The 24,784-nt window shown below is 65.9% G+C and carries 26 protein-coding genes and 2 pseudogenes; 19 read left to right on the top strand and 9 right to left on the bottom strand.

Features of this window, described 5'->3' with window-relative positions:
- Positions 1–24: 24 nt before the first annotated feature.
- The 4 genes from queF to ACWHYQ_RS17765 are packed head-to-tail and all read right to left on the bottom strand — an operon-like array spanning position 25 to position 3,865.
- Positions 25–429 (bottom strand): preQ(1) synthase, encoded by a 405-nt coding sequence (gene queF / locus ACWHYQ_RS17780; protein WP_447973437.1) that lies wholly within the window; start codon positions 427–429, stop codon positions 25–27.
- A 14-nt stretch (positions 430–443) separates the two neighbouring features.
- Positions 444–692: a methylenetetrahydrofolate reductase C-terminal domain-containing protein gene (locus ACWHYQ_RS17775; protein ID WP_447973436.1), complete on the bottom strand. Its 249-nt coding sequence runs from the start codon at positions 690–692 to the stop codon at positions 444–446.
- Between the two features lie 9 nt (positions 693–701).
- Positions 702–2,288: a TldD/PmbA family protein gene (locus ACWHYQ_RS17770; RefSeq protein WP_447973435.1), complete on the bottom strand. Its 1,587-nt coding sequence runs from the start codon at positions 2,286–2,288 to the stop codon at positions 702–704.
- The gene (locus tag ACWHYQ_RS17765; protein ID WP_447973434.1) at positions 2,285–3,865 is read right to left on the bottom strand and encodes a TldD/PmbA family protein; all 1,581 of its coding nucleotides are present in this window, start codon (positions 3,863–3,865) and stop codon (positions 2,285–2,287) included. Before ACWHYQ_RS17765 ends, ACWHYQ_RS17770 begins: the two co-directional genes overlap by 4 nt.
- A gap of 605 nt (positions 3,866–4,470) precedes the next feature.
- Here ACWHYQ_RS17765 and ACWHYQ_RS17760 point away from each other — a divergent pair.
- The 5 genes from ACWHYQ_RS17760 to ACWHYQ_RS17740 all read left to right on the top strand — a co-directional run bounded on the left by ACWHYQ_RS17760 (position 4,471) and on the right by ACWHYQ_RS17740 (position 8,649).
- Positions 4,471–5,370 (top strand): thiamine pyrophosphate-dependent enzyme, encoded by a 900-nt coding sequence (locus tag ACWHYQ_RS17760; RefSeq protein WP_447973433.1) that lies wholly within the window; start codon positions 4,471–4,473, stop codon positions 5,368–5,370.
- Positions 5,371–5,394: 24 nt separating this feature from the next.
- Entirely contained in the window at positions 5,395–6,114 is a 720-nt protein-coding gene (locus tag ACWHYQ_RS17755; RefSeq protein WP_447973432.1) for a 2-oxoacid:acceptor oxidoreductase family protein, read from the top strand.
- 23 nt (positions 6,115–6,137) lie between these two features.
- Complete coding sequence (locus tag ACWHYQ_RS17750; protein WP_447973431.1) at positions 6,138–6,467, top strand: ferredoxin oxidoreductase; 330 nt, start codon at positions 6,138–6,140, stop codon at positions 6,465–6,467.
- A 123-nt stretch (positions 6,468–6,590) separates the two neighbouring features.
- On the top strand, positions 6,591–7,268 hold the full coding sequence (locus tag ACWHYQ_RS17745; RefSeq protein WP_447975590.1) for a carbon monoxide dehydrogenase beta subunit family protein: 678 nt from the start codon (positions 6,591–6,593) through the stop codon (positions 7,266–7,268).
- Positions 7,269–7,305: 37 nt separating this feature from the next.
- A complete protein-coding gene (locus ACWHYQ_RS17740; protein WP_447973430.1) occupies positions 7,306–8,649 on the top strand; it encodes a transketolase C-terminal domain-containing protein in 1,344 nt (447 codons plus the stop codon).
- 97 nt (positions 8,650–8,746) lie between these two features.
- Here ACWHYQ_RS17740 and ACWHYQ_RS17735 read toward each other — a convergent pair whose 3' ends face one another.
- Positions 8,747–8,995 carry a hypothetical protein gene (locus tag ACWHYQ_RS17735; RefSeq protein WP_447973429.1) on the bottom strand — a complete coding sequence of 83 codons (249 nt, stop codon included), beginning with the start codon at positions 8,993–8,995 and terminating at the stop codon, positions 8,747–8,749.
- Between the two features lie 58 nt (positions 8,996–9,053).
- Between ACWHYQ_RS17735 and ACWHYQ_RS17730 the strand changes: the two genes are divergently transcribed.
- The gene (locus ACWHYQ_RS17730) at positions 9,054–10,271 is read left to right on the top strand and encodes a small ribosomal subunit Rsm22 family protein (RefSeq protein WP_447973428.1); all 1,218 of its coding nucleotides are present in this window, start codon (positions 9,054–9,056) and stop codon (positions 10,269–10,271) included.
- A gap of 180 nt (positions 10,272–10,451) precedes the next feature.
- Positions 10,452–10,712, top strand: a complete 261-nt coding sequence (locus ACWHYQ_RS17725) for a DUF6933 domain-containing protein (RefSeq protein WP_447975589.1) — start codon at positions 10,452–10,454, stop codon at positions 10,710–10,712.
- A gap of 197 nt (positions 10,713–10,909) precedes the next feature.
- Here the strand turns inward: ACWHYQ_RS17725 and ACWHYQ_RS17720 are convergent, their stop codons facing one another.
- Complete coding sequence (locus tag ACWHYQ_RS17720; protein ID WP_447973427.1) at positions 10,910–11,104, bottom strand: hypothetical protein; 195 nt, start codon at positions 11,102–11,104, stop codon at positions 10,910–10,912.
- A gap of 51 nt (positions 11,105–11,155) precedes the next feature.
- Complete coding sequence (locus ACWHYQ_RS17715) at positions 11,156–11,515, bottom strand: hypothetical protein (protein WP_447973426.1); 360 nt, start codon at positions 11,513–11,515, stop codon at positions 11,156–11,158.
- Positions 11,516–11,755: 240 nt separating this feature from the next.
- Between ACWHYQ_RS17715 and ACWHYQ_RS17710 the strand changes: the two genes are divergently transcribed.
- Positions 11,756–12,406 carry an MBL fold metallo-hydrolase gene (locus ACWHYQ_RS17710; protein ID WP_447973425.1) on the top strand — a complete coding sequence of 217 codons (651 nt, stop codon included), beginning with the start codon at positions 11,756–11,758 and terminating at the stop codon, positions 12,404–12,406.
- A 20-nt stretch (positions 12,407–12,426) separates the two neighbouring features.
- Positions 12,427–12,942 (top strand): bifunctional nuclease family protein, encoded by a 516-nt coding sequence (locus ACWHYQ_RS17705; protein WP_447973424.1) that lies wholly within the window; start codon positions 12,427–12,429, stop codon positions 12,940–12,942.
- A gap of 27 nt (positions 12,943–12,969) precedes the next feature.
- Here the strand turns inward: ACWHYQ_RS17705 and ACWHYQ_RS17700 are convergent, their stop codons facing one another.
- Entirely contained in the window at positions 12,970–13,281 is a 312-nt protein-coding gene (locus tag ACWHYQ_RS17700) for a hypothetical protein (protein WP_447973423.1), read from the bottom strand.
- 30 nt (positions 13,282–13,311) lie between these two features.
- Here ACWHYQ_RS17700 and ACWHYQ_RS17695 point away from each other — a divergent pair, with 30 nt between their 5' ends.
- The 9 genes and pseudogenes from ACWHYQ_RS17695 to ACWHYQ_RS17655 all read left to right on the top strand — a co-directional run bounded on the left by ACWHYQ_RS17695 (position 13,312) and on the right by ACWHYQ_RS17655 (position 21,623).
- Positions 13,312–14,874: an aKG-HExxH-type peptide beta-hydroxylase gene (locus ACWHYQ_RS17695; protein WP_447973422.1), complete on the top strand. Its 1,563-nt coding sequence runs from the start codon at positions 13,312–13,314 to the stop codon at positions 14,872–14,874.
- A 60-nt stretch (positions 14,875–14,934) separates the two neighbouring features.
- A complete protein-coding gene (locus ACWHYQ_RS17690) occupies positions 14,935–15,435 on the top strand; it encodes a cupin domain-containing protein (protein ID WP_447973421.1) in 501 nt (166 codons plus the stop codon).
- A gap of 51 nt (positions 15,436–15,486) precedes the next feature.
- On the top strand, positions 15,487–17,844 hold the full coding sequence (locus ACWHYQ_RS17685) for an ABC transporter substrate-binding protein (protein ID WP_447973420.1): 2,358 nt from the start codon (positions 15,487–15,489) through the stop codon (positions 17,842–17,844).
- A 66-nt stretch (positions 17,845–17,910) separates the two neighbouring features.
- On the top strand, positions 17,911–18,912 hold the full coding sequence (locus ACWHYQ_RS17680) for a c-type heme family protein (RefSeq protein ID WP_447973419.1): 1,002 nt from the start codon (positions 17,911–17,913) through the stop codon (positions 18,910–18,912).
- A 73-nt stretch (positions 18,913–18,985) separates the two neighbouring features.
- Positions 18,986–19,614, top strand: a pseudogene (locus tag ACWHYQ_RS17675) (PP2C family protein-serine/threonine phosphatase).
- A pseudogene (locus tag ACWHYQ_RS17670) lies at positions 19,611–19,871 on the top strand (ATP-binding protein); the annotation flags it as partial. The pseudogenes ACWHYQ_RS17675 and ACWHYQ_RS17670, both read left to right, overlap by 4 nt.
- 85 nt (positions 19,872–19,956) lie before the next feature.
- Positions 19,957–20,031 carry a hypothetical protein gene (locus tag ACWHYQ_RS17665; protein WP_447975588.1) on the top strand — a complete coding sequence of 25 codons (75 nt, stop codon included), beginning with the start codon at positions 19,957–19,959 and terminating at the stop codon, positions 20,029–20,031.
- A gap of 14 nt (positions 20,032–20,045) precedes the next feature.
- Complete coding sequence (locus tag ACWHYQ_RS17660) at positions 20,046–20,381, top strand: STAS domain-containing protein (protein ID WP_447975587.1); 336 nt, start codon at positions 20,046–20,048, stop codon at positions 20,379–20,381.
- Between the two features lie 96 nt (positions 20,382–20,477).
- Positions 20,478–21,623 carry an ATP-binding protein gene (locus ACWHYQ_RS17655; RefSeq protein ID WP_447973418.1) on the top strand — a complete coding sequence of 382 codons (1,146 nt, stop codon included), beginning with the start codon at positions 20,478–20,480 and terminating at the stop codon, positions 21,621–21,623.
- Between the two features lie 136 nt (positions 21,624–21,759).
- On the opposite strand, the gene ACWHYQ_RS17650 is transcribed toward ACWHYQ_RS17655, so the two are convergent.
- A complete protein-coding gene (locus ACWHYQ_RS17650) occupies positions 21,760–22,872 on the bottom strand; it encodes a PKD domain-containing protein (RefSeq protein WP_447973417.1) in 1,113 nt (370 codons plus the stop codon).
- A gap of 302 nt (positions 22,873–23,174) precedes the next feature.
- Between ACWHYQ_RS17650 and ACWHYQ_RS17645 the strand changes: the two genes are divergently transcribed.
- Complete coding sequence (locus tag ACWHYQ_RS17645) at positions 23,175–24,638, top strand: sigma-54-dependent transcriptional regulator (protein WP_447973416.1); 1,464 nt, start codon at positions 23,175–23,177, stop codon at positions 24,636–24,638.
- Positions 24,639–24,784: the final 146 nt, after the last annotated feature.

Below are 24,784 nucleotides of genomic sequence, written 5' to 3'. Positions count from 1 at the left end.
ATGACAATTGACCAATGACATCTTCTAGGGGTACTTGGCCTCGATGGTGCTGCGGAGGCCGCCGCGCGCGGTGAACTCGCCGGTAACGACCGCCCAGACCGGCCGGCAGGCGGTCACCAGATCCTGCAGGATCCGGTTGACCGCGTTCTCGTAGAAGATCCCGACGTTGCGGTAGGCGTGAATGTACAGCTTGAGCGATTTCAGCTCCACGCAGGCCTTGTCCGGCATGTAGCGGATCCGGATCGTTCCGAAGTCGGGCAGGCCGGTCTTGGGGCAGATCGCGGTGTACTCCGGGATCTCGATCGTGATCTCGTAGCCCTTGTACTGGTTCGGCCAGGTCTCGATGCGGGGCAGCTTGGCATCCAGCCCGCTGACCGCGTGCCGCTCCGAATAGCCAAGCCGCGTCGTGTGTCTTGCTTGCTTGCCCATAGCTTCGCGCCCACTTACAGTTGCTTCATCCACTCCACCTGGCCGATCTTCTCCAGCTCGAAGTAAAGCGTGACCCAGGGGCACGGCATCTCGGGATAGACCTCGCAGAACCCACCCTTGCGGACGCCGCCGCAAGGGCCGTGGCTCATGAATTTCGGACACTCCGCCTTGGGGCTGCCGTCGGGGACCGGCGGCCGGTTGTGCACGCCGCCGACGAAGCGCTGCTCCTCATCCTCGCCCGGGATGATCACACGCAGGGGCATGGGCTCACTTTACACGGTTCGCATGCATTGGGCAATCTCCGTGAGCTGGAGATCCCGCACGGCGACGTCCGGGGCGTAGATGACCTCGTCCGAGCCCCAGGGGATGACGGGGCGCGCTTCGCGGCTCGCACCGATGATGTTACGGAGGAGCTGCCGGATGTTGCCGGTGATGCGGACGACGTTGCTTTGGAGGGGCGCCGCCAGGCGGCCGTCCCGGATGAGGTAGGAGTCGCCCACGACCGTACAGGTGAAATCTCCAGCCCGGAGCCCATTCATCGGATAGGTGTACCAGATGCGGCCGATGTAGACGCCGTTGCCCACCAGGCCGAGGAGGTCGTCCCGGCTCCTGGGCGTCGCCCACTCGATGAACAGGTTTGTGGCCGCGATGGAGGGCGGCACGTCGAACTGCCGCCGTCCGCCGGCGCCGCGCCGGAACCCGTTGCGCGGCGCCAACGCGTCCGGATGCTCCCTCGGATTGAGCCCCAGCTTCTCGCGCGCCTGCGGGTCGCGCAGCAGCCGCTGGGTCTCGTAGTGGTTCGAGAGCAGGGCGTGCAATACGCCCTCCCGGATCAGGTCGGTCCGCCCGGTCGGCAGCCCTTCGCAGGTGATGCGCCGGCTTCCCGCCGCCCCGCGCAACGCCCCATGGTCATAGATGGTCAGCTCGCGGGGCGCAATCGGGCGCCCCATCTCGCCGAGGAAGGCCGACTGGCAGGCGTAGAACGCGTCGGCGCCCAAGCTCGGCAGGAGGACGTTCACCATCAGGTCGCAGACCGGTTGCGGCCCGAGCACCACCGGATAGGTGCCGGTGGGCAGGCGCTGTCCGCCGATCACCCCGACCGCGTTGCGAACGGCCTCCGCGCCAGCTTCTCCCTTGAACTTGGCCAGGTGCGTTGTCGCCGTGTAGCCGCTGCCCTTGGCCTGGTGGCGCTCGATCATGGCTGTGACCTGGGAGGTGACCAGCGTGGACTCGTCCGTCTGGATCGCCGGGAGCCGGGTGGACCCCACGGCGATCCGCTGCCGGACCAGGGTGACGTCGCCACCGATGATCAGCCCGAGCGACGTCAGCTTGTCTCTGGCCTCCGACAGGCTCGCCAAGGCCTCGGACTTGGAGAATGCCTTGAGGGCTTCGGCGATGATCCGCCAGCCGCTCGCCACCAATGCCTGGTCCTTCAGACCCATGAGCACGGGATCATGGAGGGCTGCCGGCCGGCGGGACGAGCGGCCCGTGGCGGAGGTGCCGGTGGGGGGCATCGGCAGCGAGACGAAGTCAGGGTCGGGCACGGCGTGCTGCCGCGCTTTCTCGATCGCCCGCTTCACCGCGTCGGGGGAGATATCCCGGGCCTCGCTCCCGAAGCCCACGCGCGGGGCGTCGCCCGGCGCGCTCTCGGCGAACACCGCGCGGATGCTCAGGCCGTACGCTTCCACCGACTTGGGTTCCTCGACGCCGTTGCAGGGAATCTCCGAGGTGTAGTTCAGCCGGCAGAGCAATTGCGCCGTGCTGGACGCGAAGACCTCCGCCTCGCGAATGTCCCTGATCCGGGCAATCTGGCGGAGCGCCTGGTGGACGGCCTTCTTCAGGACCGAGCGCGGGATCATTGGCCGGTGAGCCTGGCCCGGCTCCGCATGGTCGGGGCGCCGTTGCCGAGCCGTTTGATCTGCATGGGCTGACCCTTGCCGCAGGTGGGGATGGGCGTCAAGCGGAAGTCGCGGCCCACCGCGTCCACCTTCATGAGGTAGTCCTTGGTGTCGGCAGTCAAGCCGCCACCGCGGTAGAGCTGGCCGATCTGGCCGTTCCGGATCTCGTAGACCTTCTGCGCCGAGATACTGAAGTTCTCCCGCGACTCGGCGATGGAGGGCGTGCGGTGGCCGACCAGGTAGTACCCATGGTCCACCTCGGCGATGATCTTCTCCGGCTCGCTGGTGCCTGCGGCGAAGACGGTGTTCGACATCCGGATGAGCGGGACCATCGAGGCTTCGGCGGCCTTGTACGAGCCGTTGGGTTCGGCCTTGAGGATTTCGGCCGTCTGCCGGCTGTTCATGAACCCGGTAAAGATGCCCTTGTTGATGTGCACGATCCGGCGCGCCGGTGTGCCTTCGTCGTCGTAGGCGTAGTGGCCGAGGCCGGGGAGGCTAGGGTCTGAATAGGCCGTCACGAGCGGCGACGCGACCTGCTTGCCGATCTGGCTGTCCCGGAGCGAGCGCAGGAACCAGCTCCGGCCCGCGTAGGCGGTCTCCATCTTCAGCGCCCGGTCCAGCTCCGTGGGGTGGCCGATGATCTCGTGGGCGGTGAGCGCGTTGAAGTGGGGATCGGTCACGACGACGACTTCGCGGTCGGTCGCCCGCAGCGGTGGCGCATCGGCCAGCTTCAGACAGTCGCGCGCCAGGCTGGTGGCAAAGGTCAGCAGGTCCAGGTGGCGGATGAGCTCGCTGCGCGTGCCTTCGGTGACGACTTCCCAGCCGCGCTGGTGGCCGATGGAGTCGGAGAGGCTGGCCTCGGCCGCTTCGCGCTCTGCGACGACTGTGCAGAAGCCCAGGGTCGCCGCGAAGGACTGGTCAATGACCGCACCCTCCGAGCTGAGGAACAGGCCGCGGGTCAGGCCGGTCGTCGCGGCGACGGCGTTGAAGCGGATGTGGGGGCTCAGCCCGCGCACGGCGCGGGATGTCTCCACCGTCAGGCGAACGACCTCTCCCAACGGGACGGCGCGCGGGTCAATGGCATATTCGGCCTTGACGGTGTCCTGGCGGACATCGATCGGCGCCAGGGGCAGGGCGGCCAGGCTCGCGCCCAGCTCCCTGAACCGCGTTCTGGTCTGTGCCTTAAGCCGCGCGTTCTCCATCGCGCGCTCGTACGCCTGGCGGATGCCGGCGCGGAGGAGGGTGGGGAGGCGCGGCATGTCCGCATTGCCCAGGCGGTGTCCATAATAGCCCGGCGCGAACAGGGGTGTGCCGGCGAGGACGCGGATGCCGAATCCGAAGACATAATCGTCCTGCCCGGATTTGCCGGCTCCGTTCTCGGCGCGGGCGGATTTGACTTCAGAGAGCTCGATGCGCAGGTCAAGATAGTGGCAATGGCGGAGGGTTTTCCGGACATCGCGCACCAGATCGGCCGCGACGCGCTTGATCCTGTCGAGGCTTTCGACCGTCAGCGGCTTGATGCCTAGCGTCCGCGCCATGCCCAGTGCCCTCCGGGCGGGGGTGTCGGGAGCGAATCGGATTACATCGTCCACCAACTCGAATGCGTCACAAGGCCTGGATCCTGGACCGGCCGCGCATCCTGCAGGCAAGCCCCACGCCGGCGACGCCGCACGGCCAAACCCCAGCAAGACCGCTGGAAATGAATAAAATTTTGCGAATTATAGGTACTTCCTAGGAACGCGTCAAGCAGGGAGCCGGCACGCGTGCCTGGTGCCGCCACGAGAGCGACTCGGTTAGGGCCAATGGCCTAGCCCCGACGACGCAGGCTAGGCCTTCTTGCGGAGCCTGTGGGCCTTCTGCCAAGTTGCATTAATATCCGAGAAGTTATACGATCTACTGGATCTGAATGACTGGCGTGGTTCGGGGAACTTTGCATTTGACATCATTTGGACCCCTTTGCTACACTCGGCCACTCGAATGCAGGTGGGTGACCAGGGCGGTTCCGCGCTTAACCCTGCGAAACTGCAGGGCTCATGAACCGAGCTGGCACAGGAATCTTCGCGCATCCCCGGAGTTTTCACGGACAGCCCGGCGGCTCGGCTTAGCAAACCGAGCCGAGTTCTCTTGACAAGGGAGGCGACCAATGAGTCTCGACTACGTCAAATTTACTCCTGGTTTCGACAAGTTCATGCCGAAAGAATATCGGGACATGGTCGAGCACGGTCCCTTCGGAAAGAAGGTGTCGGTCTCGCAGATGGGAACCTTCAAGGAGATCCTCGAGGAACATCCCATGTGCGCGGGCTGCGCGATGACGCTGTTTATCCGTCTCGCGATGATTTCCTTCCCGAACCCCGAGGACACGATCACGGTCGGCACGGCCGGGTGCGGCCGGCTCGCGATCTCCCAGGCGGCCATCCCGTTCGTCTACGGCAACTACGGAGACCAGAACGGTGTGGCCAGCGGGTTGAGCCGCGGGTTGCGGCTCCGGTTCGGGGACAAGCCGAAGGACGTCGTGGTGATGGTGGGCGACGGGGGCATGGCCGACATCGGGTTCTCCGCCACGCTTCACTCCTGGTTCCGCAAGGAGAAATTCACGACGATCATGCTGGACAACGAAGTCTACGGCAACACCGGCGGCCAGGAGAGCGGCATGACGAACAAGGGCGCCGTCCTCAAGATGGCTCCGCTTGGCAAGAAGTTCGAGAAGATGGACATGGTGGGTATGGCGAAAGTCGCCGGCTGTGTGTACGTCGCCACGGTGGTGCCGAACAATCCCCGGCGCGTCGAGAGCGTGATCAAGAAAGCGGTGCTCATCGCGCGCGAGGTTGGGCCCACCTACATCCAGGCATACACCTCCTGTAACATCGAGTATGCCATCCCCACGGACAAGGTGATGGAGGACGCCAAGAAGGTTGAGAACGATCGGTACCAGTTCACCGAGTACATCACCGAGGAAGCCAAGCAATACCTCGCCGAGCGGTACGGTTATCGGGAGTACCTGCCGAAGCCGGCGGCCGCAGCGCCGGCGATTTCCCAGACGTAAGGGAGCGGAAAAGGAGGAGCGGCGATGGCGAAGCGCTTCAACATCCGGATGGCCGGCGTCGGTGGCCAGGGGGTGGTCACTGCCTCCCATATTCTCAGTACGGCCGTGATCAACGCAGGCGGGGAGAGCACGATCGTGCCCTTCTACGGCTCCGAGAAACGCATGGCACCGGTTGAGAGCTACGTCCGGGTTTCGGACGAGCCGATCTACGAGATCGGCGAGATCACGTTCCCCCACATCATCATCATCTTCCACCCGCAGGTGATCACGCACGGCAAGTCCTACACCATGCCCTTCTACTTCGGGTTGAAGGAGGACGGAATCGCGTTGATCAACCACGATGGGCCGATGAAGCTGGAGAAGGACCATCAGCGGGAGCTGGAGGAGCGGCGCGCCAAGCTGTACTACCTGCCGGCCACCAAGATCTCGCTGGACGTATCCGGGATGGACCTCGCGACCAACATGGCCCTCATGGGGGCGATCGGGGCGATCACAGGGCTCACCAACATGGATGCGCTGACCCAGGCGGTCAAAGACCGGTTCCTGGGCAAGGGGTTCGTGGTGTCGGGCGGGACGGCCGCGCTGGACAGCGTCGTGGAGCGCAAGTTCAAGAAGAAGCAGGAGCTCATTGAGAAGAACGTCGCGGTCATCCGGGCGGCGTGGAACTACGCGGTGGATCACGGGTGGGCGGCGCCGTCGGTGACGCGCTCGGAGGCCCCTGCCCCGGCCGAGGTCAGCGCCTGATTCTCACACAGTAAGGAGCCTCCATGTATCTCGTAGCCGATATCAACGTCGACATCTGCGCGCAGACGAGCTGCAAGCTCTGTACGCAGTTCTGTCCCGAAGCGAATACGATCCTCTATAACCCCGACGCGGGCAAGGAAAAGGGTTATAAGTACGGGTCCGCCTATGTGGCGGTGGACCGCTGCAAGGGGTGCGCGCAGTGCGTCTGGGTCTGCGACAACATGGCCAAGCACCACGCGATCAAGATGGTCATGATTGACCAGTTGCCCCAAGCTGCGACGACCAACACGGTCCAGTACGGCGAGAAGGGCCCCGTCGCGAAACTGGTCAACCCGGTCGCGGTATTAGACTGAGCGGTTGCCACGGTCAGAGAAAAGAGGAGATCGGGAGTGGACACGACGACGCAGCAGCGAGAACGGATCATCGTGCCGGGGCCAGCCGGCTTCCATCCCCCCTCGGCAGCCCAGCTCGGCGTGATGCTGCCGGAGCCGGGGCAGGGCCTCATGTACGGGCTCCTGGAGCCTAATGAGGAGAAGGTCATGGAGGAGATCGCGCGCGTGATGCTCACCAGCCCGAACGCGACGATCTTCCCCGGACCCCTGGTCCTGTGGGCCTGGAACGAGCACGCGATCGAGAAGGCGAAGGCTGTGCTCGAAATCGCCGCGCAGATTCCGGACGTCTTCATCATCCCGATGCCCGACTACCGGCCCAAGTACCCTAAGATTGATCCGGAGGAGGTGATCAACCCCAACCATCCGAACCTGACCATCTGGGGCAACAAGATCGAGGCCTGCATCTTTGTCGGCGTCCATTGCCATTATGCGAATCTGACCTTGAAGATGATCCGGGCTGGCACGAACTGCTGCACCACCGCGCTCTGCGCGGAGCAGGGGCATGAGGACGCGATGCTGACTGTCCGGGACTGTGACGCGGCCAAGCTGCGCCGGGTCGCCGAGGTCATCAAGCGCGTCCGCGAAGAGATGGGGATCAAGCTGCCGGAAAGCGGGGAGAACGTCCGGTTCACCGGCACGCAGTCCAAGGTGCACGGCGGGAAAACCCACACGAATCCGTTGGCCTTCATGCCGACAGCGGAGGGCGTGGCCAGCGCCGCCGCCTTCGGACATCGGATGGAACAGATGCAGCGCGAAGCCTAGGCGGCGCCGGGCTCGTCGAGACAGAAGAGGTGCGACGATGAGTGAAGCGTTGGAACCCCAGGTCAAGACCAATCCGCAGGGCGATCCGATTACCAGCGTGGCCGCTCCGAAGCTGGATGGCAAGAAGGATCCCCACGCCGAGGCGAAGAAGCAGCGAGTCGTGACCCCGGAGTACATGTTCTTTGAGGCTCCGCGGACCAAGGAATTCATCACGGGCAGTGAGGCCGCCAAGGAGGCCGTGCGGCGGTCCAACGTGGACTTCGCCGTGGCCTACCCGATCACCCCGCAGAGCGAGACGATGCAGCTTATCGGGGTGCTCTACGGGGAGGGTTACGTTAAGGAATACTACCGGGGCGAGGAGGAGTACGGGGTAATGTCCGCCATTGCCGGGGCGTCGCGCGCCGGCGTGCGGTGCTTCACCGCCACTGCTGGGCCGGGCACGCTGCGCGGGCTCGAGCCGATCGCGTCGTGGCCGGGCCACCGGTTACCCGCCGTGGCCATGTTCACCTGCCGGGTAGTGAACGCCCCGCTCGCGATCCAGCCGGACAACATCGAGATCTCCTACCTATTGAACTGCGGGATGATCGTCTTCCACGCCGAGAACCAGCAGGACATGTTCGACTTCATCATGAAGGGGTTCATCATCAGCGAGAAGAACGACGTGACCCTGCCGGTCGGCGTCTGCTGCGACGGCTTCTTCGTCACCCATGCCCGCGGCTACGTGTACATGCAGGAGAAGGGGATCAAGCTCCCGCCGCGCGACGCCTGGCGGGGGGCGGTGCCGGTGTTGGATGCGGAGAATCCGCCGGCCCGGCTGTCGCGGGACGCGCCGGTCCAGAAGTCGAACTTCATGGCCTACAACATCCACGCGGTCTGGCAGCAGGAAGTCTGGGCTGCCGTGGAGCGTTCGCGGAAGTACATCATCAAGTACATGGGCGGGCTCTGCACCGCCGAGAACGTCGAGGACGCGGACGCGGTGCTGGTTGCCTCCGGGAGCGCGGTCGCCCAGTCCCGCGAGGCCATCCGGCTCTGCGCGGAGAAGGGCATCAAGGTCGGATTGGTCAAGATCCGGTCGCTGCGCCCCTTTCCCACGAAGGAGCTGCGCGAGATCCTGGCCAAATCCAAGCTCGTCGTGGTGCCGGAGTTCAACTACGTCGGCTGGCTCGCCAAGGACGTGGCCGCGGCCATCTACGGCCACTCGAAGGCCAAGATCATCGCCGGCCCGCACGTGTACGGCGGGCAGTCCATGCCGGTCGAGCTGATCGTAGATGAGGTGCTCGCCGGGCTGACCGGCAAGCGGTCCACGAACGTCCCGATGTCCCAGATCATGGGGACCGATGTGGATCCGGCCATGGTCGCCCACTTCATGCAGAACATCTGACGCGGCCCGCGCGGTCCGAAAAATCAAGAGCCCGATCCCGTCCGGGATCGGGCTCTTTTTTACGAACGAACGTTTCCCGAGTGACGGGCGACGTTCGTCACGATTGCAGATCGTCCTGGACCAGCTCTTCGCTGTCTGGCATCCCGTAGGCGATGAACTTGGCGTAGGAGAGGTAGATCATGCTGCTGTCGCGCATGGCCTTGGCGCCGTGCGTCATGCGCTCGAGCTTCTTCATGTCGGCGGACTCCGAATTGCGCAGCAGGTCCACCTGGTGCTGGAGCGCCTTGTTGTACCGCTCCATCGCCCGCTCGACCTCCAGGTACGCTTGCATGATGTCGTCGGTCATGGCACGCTCCTAGCCTGATGATCAGGCAGGATACCGCACCCTTGATGGCCGGTCAACCATGGTCACGCCCCCCCGGCTTCGCCGACTGTCCGACGCGGTGCTTCGCGCCCTGACCCTCGTGTTGGACAGAGACACCGCCATCGCCTCACCCGCCCTCGCGCGCGGCGTCGCAGAGCTCTCCCGGCTCTTTACCAGGGAGCGGAGCAGCCTCGGGCCGCCCTACTGGGCCGACCCGGCGCTCCGGCGAGCCTACCTCGCCTACTTCTTCCCCGTGAATCTGGCCAAGGTCCAGGCGCTCCTGAACGAGCTGCCGGAGGACTGGGGTCAGGGACAGGGGCGGGAGGAGCAGCGGGCGATCTCCGTGCTGGACCTCGGCTGCGGGCCGGGCACGGCCGCGTTGGGGCTCCTCGACTGGGTGGCTCAGGGAGGGCCGTCGTGGCGGGTGGGGACCGTCATCGCCGTGGATCGCGCGGAGCCGGCTCTCGAGGACTGCCGCCGGCTCTGGGAGGTCTATCGTCGGGGCGCCTCGAGGGACGCGGCACGCCTGATCACGCGGGTCGCCGATCTCGAGCGGTCGGACCTGCTCCATGATCCTGAGCTTCGTCGCTGCAGCCCCTATGAGCTGATCGTCCTCGCCAACACCCTCAACGAGCTGTTTGCGGATGCCTGGGATCCCGTCGAGCCCCGGGCGGCGCTGGTCGCCGGGCTGCTCGACCTGCTGCAGCCCGATGGCACGGTGATGTTGATCGAGCCGGCCTTGCGGGAGACCTCCCGCGCGCTGCACCGGCTGCGGGACCAGCTCGTCGAGAGCGGCGCCTGCACGGTCTATAGTCCCTGCCTACATGAGCGTCCCTGCCCGGCGCTCGTGCGCGAGACGGACTGGTGCCATGAAGAGCGGCCCTGGGAGCCGCCGCCGCTGGTGGCGGCCCTGGACCGGGCGGTCGGCTTGATCAAGGACGCGCTCAAGTTCTCCTATCTGCTGCTCCGCAAGGACGGCCGAACCATCGCGCCGCGTGCGCCGACGATTTACCGGGTCGTGAGCGAGCTGCGGGTGATGAAGGGGGACCAGCGAGCCTGGCTGTGCAACGAGACGGGACGGCCCGAGGTCGGGCGGCTGGACCGGGAGCGCTCGCCGGCGAACGCGGCGATGGACGCCTGGCATCGGGGGATGATCGTCAAGATTGATCAGATCGTCCGGAAGGACCGCAGGGGGCGGGCCTCCACCGTCGGACGGATTCCGGCGGAGGCGACGGTAGAGATCGTGCGGCCGGTCTGAGGCGGGTGCCGCCCGGCCGTGCGTCATATTTGAGGATAGGAGCCTCGGTTGACGAAGGGCGGGTGTCTGTTTCGAGGCCGGTGGTTCGGCGATTTCGGCTGCGGTTCCAGGACGACGCGCCGGCCTCGTCGGGCGTTCTGGGTGATTGAGACGTCAACCTGCTGAACGTCGGCCGAACGCATCTGGTGCGCTGCCAGAGCGAGCGGTCGCTCCTTCCGGTCATCTTCGGCGCGGAACGAGTCCTTCCCGGCGGCCTTCGGGCCGACGTTGGCGGCCGTCCTTGAGAGGCTTGGTGTCCGAGCGGACCTGGTTGGCCGGGAGGTCGCTGCTGTCAGGGAGGTTGCCTTTGCAAAGCCCGTCAGTCGCCAAGTCTTGGGTGCGATGAACGACTTCGCTGGTTCAAGCCCAAGGCTCCAGTTCGATTATGTCCGACGGCGATGATGCGATAGCACTTTGCCTCAAGCTGGCCGAGATTCCCTCGCGGCCAATCGGCTATCAGTCCGCGAAGTGCGTGACGATTTCGTCGTTTCAAGACGCCGCATGAACGGTTGATGGCAGGAGCGGAGCAAACGGGAGAGTATGTGGTGTATCAGCGGCTCATCCGTCACCCGTCGCTGTCGGCTGACCGCTTCCGAAACTCAGTCGCCCTCCGGCTCGGTGGAGCCGTGCTGGTGGGTGACTTGATCCTCTTCGAACAGCTCGGCCATCTCTTCTTCGATCAGCGCACGGTCGTCCGGTACTGAGACGAGCGGAAGCTCCTTGCGCAGCTTGGGCTCCTTGTCCGGGCCGGGGTCCGGCTCCGCGGAGTGCTCTGCCGGTCGGGACGGCTCCATCGTTGGACTCCCTTCAGGCTCAGGACCGGGTACCGGCCACCTGAAGCCCCCTCATTCGAAGGTCTCGAGAGACGACTTCTCCGGAAACTGGTGCTGGCACGTCTGGCAGGTCACGAAATAGACCGCCTCGCGCACGGACATGACGATCCGGAAGTCCAGTCTCACCCCACGGTGCTCGCAGGCTGGGCAGGCGATCTCCTTCAGGCGATAGGGGATGTCCGGCTGCGTCCGGAGGTAGAACTCCATGTCCGTGTGGACGGGAAACGTGTACCGGCACCGGAGGCACGTGCCCTTCCAGTCGCCGTCCGGCTGCATGCTGCGCCGGTCAATGGCGAACTCGTTCTGCTTGCAGACGGCGCAGCGGACGCTGGCCAACCGCGATTCCACGTGTTCGACGCTGAGAGCAGGCATGGCCGGTGCACCCCTTCCGCGTCGCCCGGGGCGTCGTGCTGCAGGCGGTGAGTGCAATGAGTATACCGGCGTCCCCGGGGAGCCTGCAACTGTCCGGGGTGCCTGCTCGATAAGGCGGGCGCCGCGGCCGGGCAATCTAGAGTTGACCGGCATGGCCCTTGTCATCGGCCCACGAGGGCGATAGCATGGAGGTCGTAGAGGCGTGGCGGTCCGGCCGTCCAGCCGAGGGAGCCATGGAGGATGTCGAGTCTGATCCTGCGCACCTTTGCGGTCCCGCCGCTGGGCTGCAACTGCACCATTCTCGGCGATGCCGTGACCGGCGAAGCGGTCGTGGTGGATCCGGGGGGCGCGCCCGAGCGCATTCTCGACGCGGTGCACGCGCTCAACCTGACCGTGGTGGCCATCCTGCACACCCACGCGCATTTTGATCACTTCCTGGCGTCGGGCGCCATGAAGCGGGCGACAGGGGCGGCGCTCTGTCTGCATCAGGACGATCGGCCGCTGTGGGAAGCTGTGGAGATGCAATGCCGGGCCTTCGGGGTGGCGCTGCTGTCGGGTCAGGGCCCGGCGCCGTCACTGGATCGGTGGCTCAAGGACGACGAGAAGCTCAGCGTCGGGGGGCTGGAGGGCGTCGCCCTGCACACGCCGGGGCACACCCCAGGGTCCATGTGCTTCTATTTCTGGGGGGAGCGGCTGCTCCTCTCCGGAGACACGCTTTTTCAGGGGAGCATCGGCCGGACGGACCTCTGGGGCGGCGACGGGCGCGCGATCCAGCGGTCCATCCGCGAACGGCTGTACACCCTCGACGGGACGACCCGTGTGATCACCGGGCACGGGCCGGAGACCCAGATCGGATGGGAGCGGGAGATGAACGCCTTTGTCAGGGGGTAGTCGAAGCAAAGGAGGAAGCCATGAGGTACGCCGGTCTCGCGCTGATCGTAGGGATGGCCGTCGGACTGACCGTGGCCGTCCCGGAGCCGTCCGTCGCTGCCGACCCTGCGCCCCCGTCGCAGGCCCAGGTCCAGATCAAGGAGGTGGACGTGCGCCTCTCGGACCACGGGCCGGTCGTGCTCCTCAAGGCGGAGAACCGGGCGATTCCGATCTTCGTGGACCCCACCGTGGCGGGCTCGATCCAGGAGGCGCTGACCGGGCAGAAGCTTCGCCGCCCGCTCTCCCATGATCTGATGCACACGATCCTGGAGGCCTTCGGCGGCAAGGTCACGCAGGTGGTCGTGACGCTGAAGGACGGGATCTACTACGCGGACCTGACCGTTGTGATGAAGGACACGACGAAGGTGTTCGACAGCCGATCCTCCGACGCGATCGCGTTGGCGATCCACTTCAAGGCGCCGATCCTGGTGAGCCGGGACCTGCTCGAGTCGGCGGGAAAGAAGATGCAGGAAGACTCGGAGACACTGACCCTGTAGGTGCGAGTGGGAGGCGTCCGGCCGGTCTCATGGCTTGTCCATCCGCTCTTTCACCAGCCTCAGCCGCCGCTCGGCGGCGCGCTTGATGAATGCCGTGTTTCCCTGGAGATGCTGCTCTTGCGTGATCTTGCCTTCCTGCCGGCGCCTGAGCTGATCCAGGCCGAATTGGGCCATCTCCGGTGCCGCCTCGGCGTTGATCTGCTTCCACAGCGCCTCACACCGGCGTTGCTTCTCGCGGGGGTAATCGTCGCGGGGCTTGTCGGCGAGACTCGCGGGCGGGGCCACGGCCGGGGTGGGGAGCAGGCCTGAGAGAGCCGCCAAGAGGACGAACCGACGCATCGGTCACCTGACCACGCGTGTGGAGCCCGCATGCTGCCACAGATCCCGCTCGACGACTCGGTTGTTTTGGCGGAGCTGCTCCGCGAACTCGGCCGCGATGTCCGGCGCCTGCTGCTCGGTCTCTGCGCCGACCTGGCGGACCGCTACGCGGCACCCGCGGCGACATTGGGGCTGCCGGTGGACTATCTCCGCTGGCTTGCCGACGTGGTGAAGCCGGAAGACTGGGCCGGATGGAAGCTCGTGGGCTGGGTCGAGGAGCTGAACGACCTGGTCTACTTCATTGACTTGCGGGAGCAGTGGCGTCGGGAGCGGGACCGGCATGCCTTCGCCGAGGCGCTGCTCGCCGACTGCGAGGAGCAGTTCTACGAAAACAGCTATCAGGAAGAGCTGTTCCCGAGCGGCGAGCCGGACCCGATGGGGCTCGGATGGCGGCTCGACGCGCTCTGTGCGCGCCTGGCGCAGGGCGTGGTCGAGGAATCGCTGTTCCTCGCGCCGGGGGCTCCCTGCGCCTGGCTGGCGAGTCGTCGGCGCCGGCGGGACGATGAGTGGGTTGTGCCCTGCTCGCTGGCGCCGAACTTCGAGCGCGCCGAGCCGGGCGGCTGCCTCGCGGTCGGCTTGGAGGGGGCGTACCTGGAGCCGCCCGCTCCGCTCAGGCACCTCTTGTCGGGGGCTGCGGCCCGCGCGCCGCTGGTCGTCCGGCCGGAGGGCATATGGCTCCGCGCCGGCCGGCGGCTGGTCCCGGTTCTGACGCTGGACGAGGGGCTGCGCTGGCACTGGCAGTACGTGCCGCCGCGCCGCATCGGGCTGGAGGGGCTGACCCTCGGGGACACGCTGGTCTATCGGAAGGATGGCACGCCGGTGCGGCTTGCCCGGACGCCGGCGGGCCTGCTGGCCCGGGTGCGGCGGGCGCTGGCGGTGATCGAAGCGGCCTGGCCGGCCGGCGCGCGCACGCTCGTCACCCTGACCGAACGGATCGTCCCGCTCAAGGCCCGCGGCGTCGTGAGCTTCAGCTACCGGCATCGTCCCGGGCTGTCGTTCATCAATTGCTTCGATCGGGATCAGCTCGACCTCGTGGACGATCTCGTACATGAGAACAGCCATCACCATCTGAACCTGCTGCTCCGGAAGTTCCGAATGCGGCAGGGAGATCGGAACCAGGAGGTCTTCTATTCGCCGTGGCGCCGCAGCCTGCGCCCCCTGCACGGCATCCTGCACGCGACCTTCACGTTCACGATGGGCGCGCTGCTGTTCGAGCGGCTGTCCGCGTGGGCGGGCAACCGGGGAGCCGAGGACGTGACGCGGCTCGGGTTGACCGAGCGGGACATCCTCCGCGCGCGGTTTCGCTGCCTGGAGGAGGTCGCCGCGGTCCGGTATTCGATCCGCGATCTGCGTTACGCGGCGGACCGGTTGGGCTGGCTCACCTCTGCGGGGATCGCGCTGGTCGAGGCCCTCGACCGCACGATCCGGCGGGTCGAGCGGCGCATCGCCCGCTACCGGCCCGCCGTTCTTCGCTCGGCCTTCGGGCCGGCGCTGCATCGCCGCGTCCGCGAGCTGGCGCGCGCCCGCGCCACGTACCCGCTCCCCCGAGCCTGACGGTGCGCCGCGCGCGCTCAGTCCATTGGGCTGGGGAAAGACTGACACTGGAGGGAGCCCATGACGGCAGACGACGTGAAGGCCTTGCTCAATCTGAAGCCACTGCCGCGGGAAGGCGGCTACTACGTCGAGACGTACCGGGCCGCCGAGTCCGTGCCCCGGACGGCGCTCCCGCCACGCTACCCCGCCGCCAAATCCCTCAGCACCGCCATCTACTATTTCCTGACCCCGGATACCTTCTCGGCCTTGCACCGGCTGCTGACCGACGAGATCTACCATTTCTATGTGGGTGATCCGGTCGAGCTGCTCCAGCTCCGGCCTGACGGCTCCGGCGAGGTGTTCACGCTCGGTCCAGACCTGCTCAGGGGCATGCGGCCTCAGATCGTCGTGCCGCGGGGCGTCTGGCAAGGGGCACGGCTGCGCCCCGGGGGGCGCTTCGCCCTCCTGGGGACGACGATGGCGCCGGGCTACGACGCCGCGGACTATGAGCCGGGCCGGCGGGACGAGCTGGCCACCGCCTACCGCGAGTTTGAGGACCTGATTGTCTCGTTGACGCGCTGAACCTGCCTTGGTATAAGGGCACCTGAGCGTGGCTATTCCCTGGGAGATTGCGTGCCGGCCGTGAGGCTTGCCATTCAGCGACTCGCCCTGGGAGCGCTCCTCGTCGCACTGCTCGCCACCGCCCTGCTGGTCGCGCACCAAAGCCGGCGTCCCCTCCCGTCCCAGCCGCAACCGGCTCCGCGCGTCGCCCTCGTGCAGCACTCGTCACTGCCTCTCCTCGATGAAGGCGTCAAGGGGATCATCGAGGGGCTCGCGGAAGCGGGCTACATCGAGGGCCAGAGTCTCGCACTCGCCCGCTTCGATGCGGAAAACGACCTCGCCCTCGCCGACCAGATCGCCCAACAGGTGACGAGCGGGTCCTACGACCTGGTGGTGACGGTGAGCACGCGCTCCCTGCAGGCCGTCGCCGCTGCCAACGAAGGTGGCCGGACGCGCCATGTGTTCGGGCTCGTGAGCGATCCCTTCGCTGCCGGGGTCGGCATCAATCCCGAGAACCCGCTCGACCACCCCCGCCACCTTGTGGGCTACGGGACGATGCCGCCGATCGAGGACGCTTTCCGGCTCGCGAAAACCCTGTATCCGGCCTTGGCCTCGGTCGGGGTCATCTGGAACCCCGCGGACGCCGACTCCGCGGCCCTAGTCCGGATGGCCCGGGAGGTGAGCCATCAGCTCGGCATTGTGCTCGTCGAGCGGCAGGTGGACCGCCCCGCTGCGGCGGCCGAGGCGGCGGCCGCCTTGTTGGCGAAGCCGGTCCAGGCCCTCTGGGTGGGCGGAGACCTGACCGTCCTGCTCGCGCTGGACGCGGTGCTGGAGGCGGCACGGCGGGCGCGCGTCCCGGTGTTCACGAACGTCCCGCTGAGCGCGGAGCGCGGCGCTCTGTTCGACATCGGCGCCGACTACCGGGAGGTGGGCCGCCGGACCGGGTTGCTCGCCTCCGAGCTCCTGCAGGGGGTGAACCCGGCCACAGTCGCCGTGCAGAACCTCGTCCCGAAGAAAACGGTGATCAACTTAGTGGCGCTGGCCAACCTCAAGGATCCGTGGATGGTAGATGAAGAGGTGCTCCACGCCGCCCATGAAGTGATTGACGAGACCGGGGTGCACCGCGGCGCGGCGCTGGTGGCCCGCCCGCCGCCTGGCCGAATCTTCCGCGTTGGGGTCGTCTATTTCGGCCCCGATCCGGTCGTGGACTCCGGCCTCCAGGGCCTCTTCGACGGCCTGCGCGAGCTGGGCTTCGTCGAGGGGGAGAACCTGGAGGTCCGGCGGGCCCATGCCCAAGGGGAGATGGCCAACATCCCCGCGATCCTCAAAAGCTACATCGCCGGGGATCTGGACCTGATCGTGACCTTGACCACGCCCTGCCTCGCGGCGGCCGTGAACCTGGTCAAGAAGACACCCGTCGTCTTCGCCGTGGTCTACGACCCGATCGCCGCCGGCGCGGGCACCAGCCGGACCGAGCACTTGCCGAATATCACGGGCGTCGGGTCCTTTCCTCCCGTCGAAGAGACCGTGGAGCTCATCCGCACGCTGGTGCCGCAGGTGAAGGCGGTGGGCACCCTCTACAACGCCGCCGAGGCCAACTCCCGCAAGGTCGTCGGGGTGGCCCGCGAGCTGTTCAAACAGCGCGGGATCGCCTTGCAAGAGGTGGCGATTGCCAAGACCGGCGAGGTGTTCCAGGCGGCGCAGATGCTCGCGACGCGCAACATCGATGCCTTTTGGATCACGGGCGACAATACGGCGCTGCAGGCTTACGAGACGATCACCAGGGTCGCCGATCAGACCCGCATTCCCCTGGTTATCAACCAGCCCGAGTTCATCGAACGAGGGGGGCTGGCCTGTGTGGGGCAGGGGTTCTACAAGAGCGGTTACGTGGCGGCCACGCTAGCGGCCCGGGTGCTCATGGGCGAGAGCCCCAAGAGCCTGCCGTTCGAGGAAGTCTCCGACAAGAAGGTCTGCCTGAACTTCGAGGCCGCCCAGCAGCTTGGCATCGCGTTCCCCGCTGAGTTGGTCGAGCGATCGCGCGTGTTCGTCCATCTCGCGGCCTGGTACGGGCGGTCCGCGCGGATCGCACTGGTCGAGACGGCCGGCGAGTCGGAGGACTTCCAGACTGGGTTGCTCAAGGGGCTAGCGGAGGCCGGCCTGGTCGGGGACAGCGACTTTGTCCTCCGCCGCTATGTCGTCACAGGGCCCCACTCGACGTGGCGGGAGACCCTGGCGGATGTCCGGGCTGGCGATCCGGACGTCGTGGTGGTCGCCCAGGAGAGGGTGGGCGCGGCGGTCCGCCAGGCGGTGCCTGGAAAGCCGGTGCTGGGGCCCGCGCGCGAGCTGGCCGCGGACGAGCGGGCGGCAGGCGCCGCCCGCCTGGCCGTCGCGGTGGCCCAGGCGTTGGCCGGGAAAACACGTGCGCTCTGAAGAGGGCCTTGCCATGGAGGGCCCGTGACGTCCATGATCCCCGCTCCCTAGCATCGGCGCTCCCTGTTGCATCGGCTCTGGGCGAAACAGGACCGGACGGTCGGGACCAAACTGATCGTGGCGACCGTGCCGCTCATCGCACTGGTATCGATGATCGCGGCGGTGGTCGAGCATGTCCGGATCACGGCCAATCTGGAAGAGAAACTGGCGACCCGCGCCAAGAGCATCGCCCACCAGATCATGGCGGACCAGCAATACTACGCCGCGGTCATTGTGCCGCGCGCCATCGCGCTCGGCGGCACCCTAGGCGTGGACTACCACACGATCCCGGGACGCTTTCCCCTGCCGGCCACCTTCGTCCGGGAAGTCTCGGAGGCGACGGCGAAGATTCCCAACGGCTACACCGCAAACCTCATCAGCCCCTTGGCCATCAACAAGGAGAAGGGCGTCAAGGACCAGTTCCATCTAGACGGGTTCGCGTTTCTGGTCCAACATCCCGACCAGCCGTTCATCCGCACGGACACGATCCAGGGCCTGGCCGTCCTGCGGGTGCTGATGGCCGATCTGGCCTCCGCCAAGTCCTGCGTGGACTGCCACAACGCGCACGCGCAGAGCCCCAGGCACGACTTCAAGCTGAACGACCTCATGGGTGGGCTGGAGATCGCCATGCCCATGGATCAGTACCTCAAAGAGAACGACCTGAACCTGCTGCTGACGCTGGCCGGTGGAGGCGTGATGTGCCTGCTGGTCCTGGTGATCGCGGGGATCGGCAGCCGGCGCACGGTCGCTCAGCCGCTGGGCGCCCTCGCCGGCCAGATGCGGGCCTTCGTCGGCGAAGCCGGAGGCTCCTCGGGCATGCCCGAGGAGCCTCCGGCCGGGGACAAGGTCGTCTCCATCACGGCCGCCTTCGAGCGGATGAAGGCGGTGATCGCGGCGCAGCCGCAGGAGCTGCGGGAGGCCAACCAGCTCCTGGAGTGGCGCGTCCTCGAGCGGACCGAGCAGCTTCGGCAAACGATGGCGGAAAAGGAACGGATCGGCAGCGAGCTGCGAATCGCCGGCGCGATCTAGCGCTCCATCCTCCCCCGGACCTTCCCGCCGTGAGGACTTCGACCTCTACGCGGACACGATCCCGGCCCGCGAGATGGGCGGGGACTTCTACGACTTCTTCCTCCTGGATCGGAACCGGCTCGGGGTGGTCATCGCCGACGTCTCGGGGAAAGGCGTGCCGGCGGCCATCTTCATGGCCGTGTCCCGGACCATGCTCAAGGCGACAGCGCTGCAGGGACCTCGCCCGGCGACTGCCTCCGGCACGTCAACAACCTGCTCTGTCCGGACAACGACTCCGCCATGTTCGTGACCGTCTTCTACGGTATCCTCAACACCCGGACCGGCGAGTTCCAGTACAGCAACGCCGGCCACAACATTCCCTACCTCCTGGACGGGCAGGGCGCCGTGACGCAGCTGGAGAATCCGGGCGGGATGGCCTTGGGCGTCATGGAGGAGCTCCGCTACCGGGTGCACACCATCCGGCTGCGGCCCGGCGACGGGCTCTTCCTGTATACGGACGGGATCACCGAGGCCATGGACCCGGAAGGAAACCTGTTTTCGAATCCCCGCCTCGAAACGCTGCTGGAGCGGCTGAACCGGGCGGGCTCGGCCGAACTGGTGCGGGCGACGGTCGCGGCGGTGCAGGCCTACGCCGCCGGCGCGCCCCAGGCCGACGACATCACTCTATTGGTCCTGCGCTACCTCCAGGGGAACCTGGGATGAGCGGGATGCTCTCGGTGACGCTGCGCAACCGGCTCTCGGAGCTGGAGCGGTTGAGCCAGATCGTGGCGGCCTTCGTGGAGGACCATCGTCTGTCACCCGACCTGGTGTATCCGGTCAACCTGGCCCTGGACGAGATCCTGACGAACATCATCTCCTACGCATACGGGGATCGGGGGGGAGCACCAGATCACGCTGCGGCTGTCTCTGGACGGCTCCACGCTGACTGCGGAGATCGAGGACGACGGCCGGCCGTTCAACCCGCTCGAGGTACCCGAGCCCCCCACGGACAGTTCGCTGGAGGAACGTCCGGTCGGGGGGCTAGGCATCCATCTGGTCCGGACGATGATGGACGAGCTGGAGTACAAGCGGCAGCGAGACCGGAACCTGCTGGTGATGCGGAAATACGTGCCAACCTGACGAAGGAGTCGGCCATGGAGGTCATGGAGGAGAGGCGCGGCGGCGTCGTAATCCTGGCGCTGCGCGGCAAGCTGGATGCTAGCACGGCGACGAAGCTGGAGGAGCGGCTGCTCGCCCTCATCCAGGGTGGGGACCGGCAGGTGATCGTGAGCGGGCAGCAGCTCGACTACAGCAGCAGCGCGGGCCTCCGCGTGCTGCTCGTCGCGGCCAAACGGCTCAAGCCTCTCAACGGCCGGATCGTGCTCTCGAGTCTCAAGGCGCAGATCCAAGAGGTGTTCGAGATCGCTGGCTTCGGCGCCATCTTTCCCGTGTACGCGATAGATGAGGAGGCGCTGCGCAGCTTCCAGTGAGCAGTGACCGGCCTCCCTGTCTCGCCAGGTGACAATTATGTCGTCATGTGTCATGACATTTGACGACGGAGTCGTCATTTGGTATCATCCGTCGCCATGGCGGATGCTCCTGTAATTGACCGAATTCTCGATCTTCGGGAGCTGCTGAAGAAGAAGTCCCACTTTCTCTTCGGCCCCCGCCAGACCGGCAAGAGCTTTCTGATCGCTCACAATCTGAAGGGCGTGCGGGTGTATGACCTCCTGGATACGTCGGTCTATCTGACGCTGAGCCACACGCCGGGCCGCCTGGCCGAGGAGATCACCGCCAAGGACCGCATTGTCGTGATTGACGAGGTCCAGCGGCTGCCGGACCTCCTGAATGAGGTGCATCGCCTCATCGAACAGCGCGGTGTTCGGTTTCTCCTCACCGGATCCAGCGCCCGGAAGCTGCGCGGGGGAGGCGTCAATCTGCTGGGGGGGCGGGCGCGGACGAAGTATTTGCATCCTCTGACCTTGCGAGAGTTGGGCGGTCACTTCGACCTGCAACGCGCAATCACAAGGGGGCTGTTACCGTCCATCTATTTTTCGGACGACCCCCGAGCAGACCTTCAGGCTTATGCGGGGACCTATCTCCAGCAGGAGATCGTGGCCGAGGGTGCGACCCGCAACGTGCCTGCGTTCAGCCGATTCCTCAAGGTCGCGGCGCTTTGCAACGGAACAATCGTGAACTTCACCAAAGTGTCCAATGACGCGCAGGTCCCTCGCACGACCGTGTACGAATACTTCGAGATTCTGAAGGATACCCTCGTCTTGCATGAGTTACCGGCCTGGCGGAAGTCGAAGAAACGGAAGCCGCTGGTCTCCTCGAAGTACTTTTTTTTCGATGTGGGGGTCATGGCGGCGCTGCAAGGACGGGAGTTTCGCCGCGGGACCCCGGAGTTCGGGGCGGCGATGGAGACCTATCTCATGCACGAGCTCAGATGCTACAGCGACTATGTTTCCGGAGAACCTGTAACCTTCTGGCGGTCGACGTCCGGATTCGAGGTGGATTTCATCCTCGGCGACCACACGGCGGTGGAGGTCAAGGCCAAGGACACCATAGGGCTGCAGGACCTCAAGCCGTTGCGGGCGCTGGCGGAGGAGCAGAAGCTCAAACGCTATCTCTGTGTCAGTCTGGAGCCGCGGCCGCGGGAAGTCGCGGGCGTGCGCGTCGTTCCGTACAGGGAGTTCCTGGAGGCCCTGTGGGACGGTGAGTATCAGTGAGGCGCCGGATGAAAAGACGGCGGGCCAGGTACAAACGGCTGGCGGATTAGGCAGGCGAGGCAGCGGTCCGGCTCCGCGCTCTTCTCCATGACCCGCCTGGCGGCGGTGCGGAAAGCCCGTCGCGACGAACGACGTCCTATGGCTCCACGGTCACGTCCACGAATGCCGGCAAACTATCTGCCCCCTTCTTGTCCGTAACCCGCAGCTTGAACCGAAACAGTCGCTTCTCGGAGACCGAGGGAGCGAGAAAGGAGGCTTCGGGCATGTTGACGTCCAGCAGCGCGACCTTGCTCCCGCGGACCTGGCTCCAGGCGTAGAAGAGCGCTTCGCCTTCCGGGTCCCGGCTCCGCAAGCCGCTCAGCTTGACCTTGGTGCCGGCTTTCACGGTCCGGTTCGGTCCCGCATCCGCAATAGGCGGCTCGTTCGGCTCTCCCCCCACTTCCACGATCACTTCCAAGGATTCCTGCTTGCCGCGGTTGGAGACCGTGAGGCTCGTCTGCCCGTCGCCCACCAACTGGAGCAGGCCATACTGCGGGTGCACCTTGATGACCTGCTCGTTGGACGAGGTGTAAGTGGTGCCCGTGGAGGGGGCGGAAATAGCGCGCGAGACCCCATCCGAGAAGACTCCGACCACGGGCAGCTCGAAGATCTTGCCCTTCGTGTCCACTTGACCGTAGGTGGCAAGCTGACCAGTCCGACCCAGCCGCAGGGGCTTCTCGGTCTCGAACTCGATCGCGGTTAGCTCTGCCTCCGGCTCGACCTGCACCTCGACTTCATCGAAGACCGTCCGGGCCTCCAGCCGGCCCCGGGAGATCTCTCCGATCGCCAGGAGCCGCATCTTGCCGATCGCCTCCTTGGGAACCGGGAGCGGCCCGCCGAATGGCGGCTCGCTCTGGGCAGTCGAAACGAGAAACGGCAGCGCGACAATGTTCCCGCCAGTGGCATACTCCTTCTGCCAATACTTGTCGTCGGCGATCTTGTCGCTACTGCTCCCGCCGCCGGCCTGCGTCACATCCTGCTCGACGAGCACATCGGCCTGGTCGGCGTACCAGTAGTAGCGTACCTTGACGACGCCCGTGTCCCGGCCCAAGTCCACCTTGGCCGGGACGCGCTTGCCGGACTTGAGCACGCTCCCCTCGGTGGGCTCCACAATCTTGAAGGCCAGCGCTTGTTCGCAAGGGAAAAGACCCGCCCACAAGAGAGCCAGCAGAACCATCAGCGCAGCCAGGCGTCCCAGCATGGTGACCATCGCGCATCCCCCTCTCTAATCACAAGCGGCAGAGGCTTGGAGGATTCTAGCGCCTTCACCGTATCCATGGCAATTGCAGCCGGTGCCCACCCTGCGGCGGCCAAGCCATCCTGGGACAACCGGCCGTTCGGCCCTGCCCAAAGGCCCCTTGTCGAGCGCGGGATGGATGATTAAAACAGAGGGACCGGGGCGGAGTGTGGCCCAATGTGAGGAGAGGAAACCAGTCTATGGGCGCTCAGTGTGCGGTGGCCGACTGGCAGGAGGCGAGTGGCGCTCTGCCCCCTTCGAGCCGGAGGGGTACCATGACAACCCTCACCTGGGAACCTGTCTTCCAGACGAGGAAAACCAGAACCTTTACTATTTTAATCGTCGAGGACAATCCGACCGAAACCGAGCACTTGCTGCAGGCTCTGGAGCGGGCGAATCTTAAACCGGTCGAGGGCGGCCTCGATTTTGAAGTTTGCTCTACCGCGAAGGGCGCGCTTCAGGCGTTGACCGAGCGGGCCGTGGACCTGGTCTTGACGGACGTGGTCCTGCCGGGCGTTGACGGACTGGACTTGATCAGCCGGATCCAGGAACTTGATCGCACGCTCCCGGTCATCGTCGTGACGCAGCGGAATGAGGTCGGGGCGGCGGTGGAAGCCATGCGGCGGGGGGCCTACGACTATATCGTGCAGCCCGCCAACCCGGACGATCTCGGCATGCGGCTGCACCGGGCCATCCGCATCTCGGAGATTGTCCGCCGCCGCGTGGTTTACCAGCGGGTCCAAGAACGGGAGTTCGACGAGGGGGGATTCATCGGCGCGAGCAAGGCCTTTCACGAGATCCTGCGGACGGTCCGTGCGGCTGCCCAGGGTCGCATGCCCGTCCTGATCATCGGCGAGACCGGGACCGGTAAGGGGCTCATCGCCCGTCGGATCCACGAGGAAAGCAGCGAGCGGACCAAGCCCTACCAGGTCATTGATTGCACGACGCTGCCGGAAGGCATGGCGGAGAGCGAGCTCTTCGGCCACGTCCGGGGCGCCTTTACCGGCGCGATCAGCGATAAGCCGGGGCTCATCGAGCTGGCCCACGGCGGGACGGCCTTCCTGGACGAGATCGGCGATCTGCCGCTCCCGCTCCAAGCCAAGTTGTTGCGGGTGCTCGAGGACAACGAGGTCCGGCCTGTGGGTGGGACCCGCGTGAAGCGGGTAGATATGCGGTTCATCGCGGCGACGAACAAGGATCTCGAGGAGAAGGTCCAAACAGGCGAGTTCCGGAAGGACCTCTACTACCGGCTCGCCGCCTTTGTCATCAAGGTGCCGCCGCTGCGGGAACGTCCGGAAGACATCGCTGTCCTGGCACGCCACTTTACATCGTCCTTTGGGCAGGCCTTAAAGAAGCCCGGGTGTTACCTGGAATCCTCCGCCATGAACGAGCTGGCGGCCTACGACTGGCCGGGCAACGTCCGGGAACTCCGTAACGTCATCGAGCGGGCCATCATGCTGTGCGAGGGCAACACCATCAGCCGTCAGCAGATCAGATCGCTCCTGCCCTCGGGGAGGAAGTCGGCGGCCTCTTTTGACATCACCGCCTACTTGGCCGACTCGTATGGGCAGGCGAGGAAAAAGGTGCTGGCGGAGTTCAACAGCGCCTACCTCAGGGCCAAGCTGGAGATGGCAGGGGGACAGGTGGCTAAGGCGGCCGAAGACAGCGGCATCACCCGGCAGCATTTCTCCTCTTTGATGCGCCATTACCTGCAAGGCTCGTCCCCCTCCGCTCATTAGGAGGCTGGTTCCGATTTTGTGACAGCGGGCTTGGTCTTCCAAGGCAAGCCTCCGGCCGGACATCTCCCCCATCCGCCAGCATGTTTCTCTGGCGTAACCTGCGGAGGCCGGGAAGCGCACCCAGCCCGAACTGAAGCGGGAGACCC

The sequence above is a fragment of the Nitrospira sp. Kam-Ns4a genome (assembly GCF_965152595.1).
This window is presented reverse-complemented; position numbering and strand designations above follow the sequence as displayed.

What these genes read in the sequence shown, in the direction of transcription:
- queF (WP_447973437.1), bottom strand. Translation starts at nt 429, where the DNA reads ATGGGCAAGCAAGCAAGACACACGACGCGGCTTGGCTATTCGGAGCGG.
- ACWHYQ_RS17775 (WP_447973436.1), bottom strand. Translation starts at nt 692, where the DNA reads ATGCCCCTGCGTGTGATCATCCCGGGCGAGGATGAGGAGCAGCGCTTC.
- ACWHYQ_RS17770 (WP_447973435.1), bottom strand. Translation starts at nt 2,288, where the DNA reads ATGATCCCGCGCTCGGTCCTGAAGAAGGCCGTCCACCAGGCGCTCCGC.
- ACWHYQ_RS17765 (WP_447973434.1), bottom strand. Translation starts at nt 3,865, where the DNA reads ATGGCGCGGACGCTAGGCATCAAGCCGCTGACGGTCGAAAGCCTCGAC.
- ACWHYQ_RS17760 (WP_447973433.1), top strand. Translation starts at nt 4,471, where the DNA reads ATGAGTCTCGACTACGTCAAATTTACTCCTGGTTTCGACAAGTTCATG.
- ACWHYQ_RS17755 (WP_447973432.1), top strand. Translation starts at nt 5,395, where the DNA reads ATGGCGAAGCGCTTCAACATCCGGATGGCCGGCGTCGGTGGCCAGGGG.
- ACWHYQ_RS17750 (WP_447973431.1), top strand. Translation starts at nt 6,138, where the DNA reads ATGTATCTCGTAGCCGATATCAACGTCGACATCTGCGCGCAGACGAGC.
- ACWHYQ_RS17745 (WP_447975590.1), top strand. Translation starts at nt 6,591, where the DNA reads ATGCTGCCGGAGCCGGGGCAGGGCCTCATGTACGGGCTCCTGGAGCCT.
- ACWHYQ_RS17740 (WP_447973430.1), top strand. Translation starts at nt 7,306, where the DNA reads ATGAGTGAAGCGTTGGAACCCCAGGTCAAGACCAATCCGCAGGGCGAT.
- ACWHYQ_RS17735 (WP_447973429.1), bottom strand. Translation starts at nt 8,995, where the DNA reads ATGACCGACGACATCATGCAAGCGTACCTGGAGGTCGAGCGGGCGATG.
- ACWHYQ_RS17730 (WP_447973428.1), top strand. Translation starts at nt 9,054, where the DNA reads ATGGTCACGCCCCCCCGGCTTCGCCGACTGTCCGACGCGGTGCTTCGC.
- ACWHYQ_RS17720 (WP_447973427.1), bottom strand. Translation starts at nt 11,104, where the DNA reads ATGGAGCCGTCCCGACCGGCAGAGCACTCCGCGGAGCCGGACCCCGGC.
- ACWHYQ_RS17715 (WP_447973426.1), bottom strand. Translation starts at nt 11,515, where the DNA reads ATGCCTGCTCTCAGCGTCGAACACGTGGAATCGCGGTTGGCCAGCGTC.
- ACWHYQ_RS17710 (WP_447973425.1), top strand. Translation starts at nt 11,756, where the DNA reads ATGTCGAGTCTGATCCTGCGCACCTTTGCGGTCCCGCCGCTGGGCTGC.
- ACWHYQ_RS17705 (WP_447973424.1), top strand. Translation starts at nt 12,427, where the DNA reads ATGAGGTACGCCGGTCTCGCGCTGATCGTAGGGATGGCCGTCGGACTG.
- ACWHYQ_RS17700 (WP_447973423.1), bottom strand. Translation starts at nt 13,281, where the DNA reads ATGCGTCGGTTCGTCCTCTTGGCGGCTCTCTCAGGCCTGCTCCCCACC.
- ACWHYQ_RS17695 (WP_447973422.1), top strand. Translation starts at nt 13,312, where the DNA reads ATGCTGCCACAGATCCCGCTCGACGACTCGGTTGTTTTGGCGGAGCTG.
- ACWHYQ_RS17690 (WP_447973421.1), top strand. Translation starts at nt 14,935, where the DNA reads ATGACGGCAGACGACGTGAAGGCCTTGCTCAATCTGAAGCCACTGCCG.
- ACWHYQ_RS17660 (WP_447975587.1), top strand. Translation starts at nt 20,046, where the DNA reads ATGGAGGTCATGGAGGAGAGGCGCGGCGGCGTCGTAATCCTGGCGCTG.
- ACWHYQ_RS17655 (WP_447973418.1), top strand. Translation starts at nt 20,478, where the DNA reads ATGGCGGATGCTCCTGTAATTGACCGAATTCTCGATCTTCGGGAGCTG.
- ACWHYQ_RS17650 (WP_447973417.1), bottom strand. Translation starts at nt 22,872, where the DNA reads ATGGTCACCATGCTGGGACGCCTGGCTGCGCTGATGGTTCTGCTGGCT.
- ACWHYQ_RS17645 (WP_447973416.1), top strand. Translation starts at nt 23,175, where the DNA reads ATGACAACCCTCACCTGGGAACCTGTCTTCCAGACGAGGAAAACCAGA.